Source organism: Mesonia ostreae, from assembly GCF_031845265.1.
GTDB classification, from domain to species: Bacteria; Bacteroidota; Bacteroidia; order Flavobacteriales; family Flavobacteriaceae; genus Mesonia; species Mesonia ostreae.
The window spans coordinates 1-6,501 of the sequence record NZ_JAVRBG010000027.1; the positions used below are offsets into that span (position 1 = coordinate 1).

Consider the following 6,501-nt stretch of genomic DNA (forward strand, 5'->3'; position numbering starts at 1 on the left):
ACCGTATATCATAACCTTAATCCTCTCTTTGTTCTTTCTGATTTATAACTTAAATTTAACAAGAATCAAACTTAAGATGTATATAAAAAATAGGCGAAACAGTAGTAAATTCAAGGCTTTTGGGTCGTATCAAACTTGGTGCTTAACCGAAAGTTTCGTGCTTCGAAATCGCCTACTTTTCATATACTAACCGTTACCTGCAAGCTAAAAAAAATCTAAATGCCAATAGAGAACATACCAGAAATTTTCTTTAAAGACCCAAAAGTACAACAAGACATATTTGTATATGACTTTAAAATGACAAGCGATGTTGTGAAAAGCAAAGTCAATTTAGGAATGAATATGTTCAGCTTTTTACAAGTTGGAAAAAAACAAGTACATTTTGCAGGAAAATCGGTTGCTGTAAATAAAGACCAATCATTATTACTTAAAAAAGGAAATTGGCTATGGACAGAATTACTGGATACAGAAGCCATTTACTACTGTAAACTTCTCTTTTTTTCAGAAAAAAAACTAACCGATTTTTTAAGTAAGTACACCAAAGACGTTAAGCCTTACCAAGAAAAGGTGCCATATTTTGTAATAGAAAATGATGATTATATAGCGTCTTTTATAAGTTCGTTGTCTTCTATAACTTTTGAAGATTCTCCATATTGCGATGCAATATTAGCGCTTAAATTTGACGAAATACTATTGTACTTACTAGATAAATATGGTAGCGAGTTTGAACATTACTTACATGCTTTAATCTCTAAAGGAGTATCACCTTTTAAAAATATAGTAGAAGATCACGTGCATTCGAATTTAAAATTAGAAGAAATTGCTTTTTTATGCAACATGAGTTTGTCTACATTTAAAAGACATTTTACTGCAGAATATAAAGAAGCTCCAGGAAAATGGTTAAAAGATAAGCGTTTGCAAAAAGCTAAAGAGTTACTACAAGGTGGCGATTTAAAAGCGTCTGACATCTATTTAGACGTCGGTTATAACAACCTATCTAACTTTAGTGTGGCGTTTAAAAACAAATTCGGAATTAGTCCAACCGAAATCTAAATATTTCTATTTTATTTTAAATTATTGAAAATCAATGTTTTAATAATTAATTAAGATTTAATTAACACAGGTTTTTGCTATTTGGACTGTTTTCATAAGTTATTGAACCGTATCAATAAATACAAAGCCTCTCCTCCATTCTATCTTTGTACCATAATTAAAATGCTTGTCACAAAGCATATATTCACATTAAAAAAACTTACAATTATGGCAAATGTAACAAAACCCGAATTTAAAGAAAGATATGGAAACTTTATTGGAGGAAAATTTGTAGACCCAGTAAAAGGGCAATTTTTTGAAAACAGATCTCCTGTAGATGGTAAAGTATTTACACAAGCAGCACGATCAACACAAGAAGATATCGATCTTGCATTAGATGCAGCACACGAAGCGTTTCCTGCTTGGAGTAACACGTCTGCAACAGAACGTAGCAATGCGTTATTAAAAATTGCTCAGGTTATGGAAGATAATTTAGAGTATTTAGCAACCTTAGAAACTATTGATAATGGTAAGCCAATTCGTGAAGCTCGTGCTGCAGATATTCCTTACTGTATCGATCACTTCCGTTATTTCGCAGGTGTAATTCGTGCAGATGAAGGTAGTATTTCAGAACATGACAAAGACACTGTAAGTATCGTATTACACGAGCCAGTTGGTGTGGTTGGAGAGATTATCCCATGGAATTTCCCAATGTTAATGTTAGCATGGAAAATTGCTCCAGCTTTAGCAGCAGGTTGTACAGCAGTTGTAAAACCAGCAGAACAAACACCAACAAGTGTTATGATGTTAATGGAACTTATTGGTGATATTTTACCAGCAGGTGTATTAAACATTGTAACTGGTTTTGGTAAAGAAGCTGGTGCAGCATTAGCAACATCTAACAGAATTGCTAAATTATCATTCACAGGTTCTACAGAAACTGGACGTACAGTATTACATAATGCAGCAGAAAATATTATTCCTGTAACTATGGAATTAGGTGGTAAATCACCAAACATTTTCTTCCCATCTGTAGCAGCTCAAGAGGATGAGTTTTTTAGTAAAGCTATTGAAGGTGCATTAATGTTTGCTTTAAATCAAGGTGAAATTTGTACCACTCCATCTCGTATTTTAGTACACGAAGATATTGCAGATCGTTTTGTTGAAAAAATGCAAGAACGTTTAAAATTAGTAAAACCAGGAAACCCATTAGATCCAGAAACAATGATTGGTTCTCAGGTATCTAAAGCGCAATACGAAAAAATATTAAACTATATTAAAATTGGTATTGAAGAAGGTGCTGCTGTTTTAGCTGGTGGTGAAGCTGGTAACTATGAAGGTGAATTATCTGAAGGTTATTACATACAACCAACCGTTTTAAAAGGAGATAACAAAATGAGAGTCTTCCAGGAAGAAATTTTTGGACCTGTTGTAGCCTTAACAACGTTTAAAACTACGGAAGAAGCGATTGCTATTGCAAACGACACACCTTACGGATTAGGTGCTGGTGTTTGGTCTCGTGATGCTCACGAATTATACCAAGTACCACGTGCAATACAAGCAGGTAGAGTTTGGGTAAACCAATACAATACCTATCCAGCTCACGCACCATTTGGTGGAGTTAAAGAATCAGGATTCGGTCGTGAAAACCACAAAATGGCTTTAGATCATTACCGTGTTGTAAAAAACATGTTGATCTCTTACGACAAGAAACCTATGGGATTCTTTTAATTAAAACTTTATAAAATAAGTTTATAATAAAAACCCTGGAAATTCCAGGGTTTTATTGTTTTAATCAAAGTCTTAATAAAAGATTTTAATCACTTTTTAATTATGAAAAAAACATTCTATCTTTTCCGTTATATCAGCTGGACTGCAATAATAGGTTCACTTCTTGGCTCACTGTTACTTTTTATCGTTGGTGCTTTAAAAACCATTAATGCTTTTAGAGTTGTCATCTTCAATTATATTCCTGAAAATAAAGCACATTTACATCCTGCAGATATAGCCACTACTTATCTTATAAAATCTTTAGATACGTTTTTAATAGCATTGGTGCTATTCATTTTTGCACACGGAGTTTATACTTTGTTTATTTCAAACAAAATATATGATGATGGAAATGGTGTTTTAAAATGGATTAGAACACCAAATATTGGTCATTTAAAAAATGTGCTTGCCGAAGTTATTGTCATTATTCTTTTTGTGAAATTTCTTGAGGTAGTATTTGTAAATATTGACAACCTTAAATGGGAGATTTTAATACTTCCAGCATCTATTGTGCTATTAGCATTGGGTTTAAAATTTTTAAGTCTTAATAAAGAAGATATTGATAAAACTAAAAAATAATAGCTTATGAAAGCCATACAATTTACAGGTTATGGAGAGGTTTCGAAAAAAGTAAAAACTTCCGAAATTGTTAAACCAACCATTAGCAAAGATGAAGTATTAATTGAAACGTATGCTGCTAGTGTAAACCCTTTAGATATAAAAGTAGTTGAAGGAAAACTAAAAAGCGTGAGTAATTTTAAGTTACCAACAACTTTAGGTTATGATGTTAGTGGAATTATTATTGAAAAAGGCGAAAATGTTCCTAATTTCAATATTGGAGACGAGGTGTTTTCTAAAGTGAATAGACAAGGAACGTTTACTGAATTTGTCGCTGTGAATCAAAAACTAGTTAGCCTAAAACCCAAAAACACAACTTTTGAAGAAGCTGCTAGCTTACCATTAGTAGGTCTTACAGCAATTCAAGCCTTGAAACGAGGTAAACTAAAATCTGGGGAAAGTATTTTAATTCCTGCTGGTTCTGGTGGTGTTGGTTCATTTGCCATTCAATATGCAAAATCAATTGGAGCTTATGTATATACTACTACAAGTTCAGAAAATGTAAGTTGGGTAAAAAAACTTGGAGCTGATGAAGTGATTGATTATAAAACTGTAGATTATACTGCTATTGTACAAGATGCAGATATGGTTTTGGATACACTTGGAAACGAATACACTGAAGAAGCTTTTAGCGTAATAAAAAATGGTGGAAAAGTAATAACCCTTGTTGGTCCTGTAGATAAAGAAACTGCCAACAGAATGAAACTCAATAAAATCACTAAACTATTCTTAGCGTTTAAAAGACGAAAAATAACAAAACAAATAAAGCAAAAATCAGCATTTTATAGTTTAGTATTCATGCGAGCCAATGCAAAACAACTCAATGAAATTTCTGAACTTGTAGAATCTGGAACAGTCAAAACCAAAATAGACAAAGTGTTTCCATTAAAAGACACACTAAACGCCTTGCTTTACGTTAAAAAAGGGCGAACTAAAGGAAAAGTTGTTATCAAAATTAAATAAGTCATGAGTAGAGGATTTGTAAAAGAAGATGACCAAGAGGAAATTCCTATGGTACCACCAAGAGCCGACTTACCAGAAGGTGTAACTAATTATGTAACGCAAGTTGGTATGGATGAACTTTTAATTGAAAAACAAGAATTGATTAATGAAAGAGAGCATCTTGACATTTCAAACGAAAAGGAAAGCCGAATAGCCTCCAATTATATAAACGCTAAATTGCAATTGTTGAAAAACCGAATTGCTACAGCAAAAATAGTAGATCTAAACAATCAACCAAAAAACATAATTCGATTTGGTGCATTAGTAACTCTAAAAATTGGAAATAAAACAGCGCCTGAACACTATCAAATTGTAGGTGTAGATGAAGCTGATATTTCTAAAGGAAAAATCGCATTCATTTCACCAATTGCTAGACTTTTGATAAACAAAAAAGTGGGAGAAAAAGCAGTGTTGAAACTAGCTAAAGAAGACAGGTATTTTAAAATTATTAATATCCAATATTAATTATATAAAACTAAATTAAATGTACACAAAGCGTAATTATTCTTTAAAGCAGATTCTACTTTGGACACGGAAGATATTTTTTATTTCGTAATACTTTCAACAGTACCTGTAATACTTTATACCGTTTTTCGTTGGTATTGGTTACATTTACCTTGGCTACCTATTAGTTTAATAGGTACTGCAGTAGCTTTCATTATTGGTTTTAAAAATAATGCTTCTTACGACCGTTTATGGGAAGCACGAAAAGTTTGGGGAGGCATTGTAAATACTTCTCGATCTTTAACTATAATGCTTAACGATTATGTAAATAATGAACATGCAAAAAAAATACTTTCAGATCAAGAATTATTCGAAATTAGAAAGACATTTATATTGCGTCACATAGCTTGGATGAGTTCGTTACGTCACGCTTTACGCACACCAAAGTCTTGGGAAGCAGAACCAAGAAAGAAAACTGGTATAGACTATAGAAAACACTTAGAAATTAGAGAGCAAAAATATTCACTTGAAGAAGAACTAAAAGGCTATTTATCTGAAGAAGAAAAGGACTATGTTTTAAGTAAAAAAAATAAGCAAGCAGCCTGTTTAAATTTACAATCAAAACATTTAAGTGCACTTAAAACTGAAGGCTATGTTTGGGAATTTGCCCATTTAGAGATTGAAAAGATGTTTGTTGAATTATTTACTCTTCAAGGTAAAGTAGAACGTATTAAAAATTTCCCTTATCCTCGTCAGTTTGCCACATTAAATAAGTTTTTTGTTTGGATTTTTGTTATTCTCCTACCATTTGGTATGATGAATGAATTTGATAAAATTGGGATAATCATCGTTGAAAGCATGGAACAATACAAACCTTATCCTAATTCAGGATTCCATTATTTAATAGAATTAATGGGGCATTATTTTATATGGTTTACTGTGCCTTTTAGCGTCATCATATCATGGGTTTTTAATACTATGGAGCGTGTAGGTGAAGCCTCTGAAAACCCTTTTGAAGGAGAAGGCAATGATGTGCCAATTACAACAATGTCTCGAGACATAGAGATTGATATTCGTCAAATGATTGGTGATCATGAAAATAATATACCTAAACCAGAGCCTGAAAAATTTAATACTCAATTATAATTTTATGTTTCGGCTCAAATTCTAGGAGCTATTTTTGCAAGTGGTTTACTAAAATTTACATTCTCTAAAAACTTAACGTTAGGAACTACAATTCCTTCTGGCTAGTTAGTACAATCGTTCATTTTAGAATTTGTTCTGACTTTCTTTTTAATGCTTACAATTTTAGGAGTAACATCTAAAAAAGAATTTTCATATATAGCAGGTCTTATAATTGGATTAATTGTTACTGGAATTATTTTATTTTCAGGTCCAATTTCTGGAGGCTCGTTTAATCCTGCGAGAAGTTTGGCACCTGCAATTGTATCTGGAAACTTCATTGCTCTTTGGGTTTATATTACTGCACCAACTTTAGGAGCAATAGTCGCAATGTTAATTTGGAATTCATTTAACAAAACGGAGTAAAGCCAGCAGGTAACAAAGAACTGAGGTAAAAACCAACTCTTTTCTACATTAAATTTGAGACATACATTACCTGTGTCAAAATCTTTG

General features: G+C 32.3%; 7 protein-coding genes. All 7 read left to right on the forward strand.

Annotation, left to right across the window (positions count from 1 at the left end):
- The first annotated feature begins 219 nt into the window (after positions 1-219).
- The 7 genes from RLT85_RS14835 to RLT85_RS15115 all read left to right on the forward strand — a co-directional run bounded on the left by RLT85_RS14835 (position 220) and on the right by RLT85_RS15115 (position 6,414).
- Positions 220-1,053 carry a helix-turn-helix domain-containing protein gene (locus tag RLT85_RS14835; protein ID WP_311402829.1) on the forward strand — a complete coding sequence of 278 codons (834 nt, stop codon included), beginning with the start codon at positions 220-222 and terminating at the stop codon, positions 1,051-1,053.
- A gap of 207 nt (positions 1,054-1,260) precedes the next feature.
- The gene (locus tag RLT85_RS14840) at positions 1,261-2,763 is read left to right on the forward strand and encodes an aldehyde dehydrogenase family protein (protein WP_311402830.1); all 1,503 of its coding nucleotides are present in this window, start codon (positions 1,261-1,263) and stop codon (positions 2,761-2,763) included.
- A gap of 102 nt (positions 2,764-2,865) precedes the next feature.
- The gene (locus RLT85_RS14845; protein WP_034893320.1) at positions 2,866-3,381 is read left to right on the forward strand and encodes a YqhA family protein; all 516 of its coding nucleotides are present in this window, start codon (positions 2,866-2,868) and stop codon (positions 3,379-3,381) included.
- Between the two features lie 6 nt (positions 3,382-3,387).
- On the forward strand, positions 3,388-4,383 hold the full coding sequence (locus RLT85_RS14850) for an NADP-dependent oxidoreductase (protein WP_311402831.1): 996 nt from the start codon (positions 3,388-3,390) through the stop codon (positions 4,381-4,383).
- A 3-nt stretch (positions 4,384-4,386) separates the two neighbouring features.
- Entirely contained in the window at positions 4,387-4,887 is a 501-nt protein-coding gene (locus RLT85_RS14855) for a GreA/GreB family elongation factor (protein WP_311402832.1), read from the forward strand.
- Positions 4,888-4,947: 60 nt separating this feature from the next.
- Entirely contained in the window at positions 4,948-6,012 is a 1,065-nt protein-coding gene (locus RLT85_RS14860) for a bestrophin family protein (protein WP_311402833.1), read from the forward strand.
- A gap of 150 nt (positions 6,013-6,162) precedes the next feature.
- Entirely contained in the window at positions 6,163-6,414 is a 252-nt protein-coding gene (locus RLT85_RS15115; protein WP_375712360.1) for an aquaporin, read from the forward strand.
- Positions 6,415-6,501: the final 87 nt, after the last annotated feature.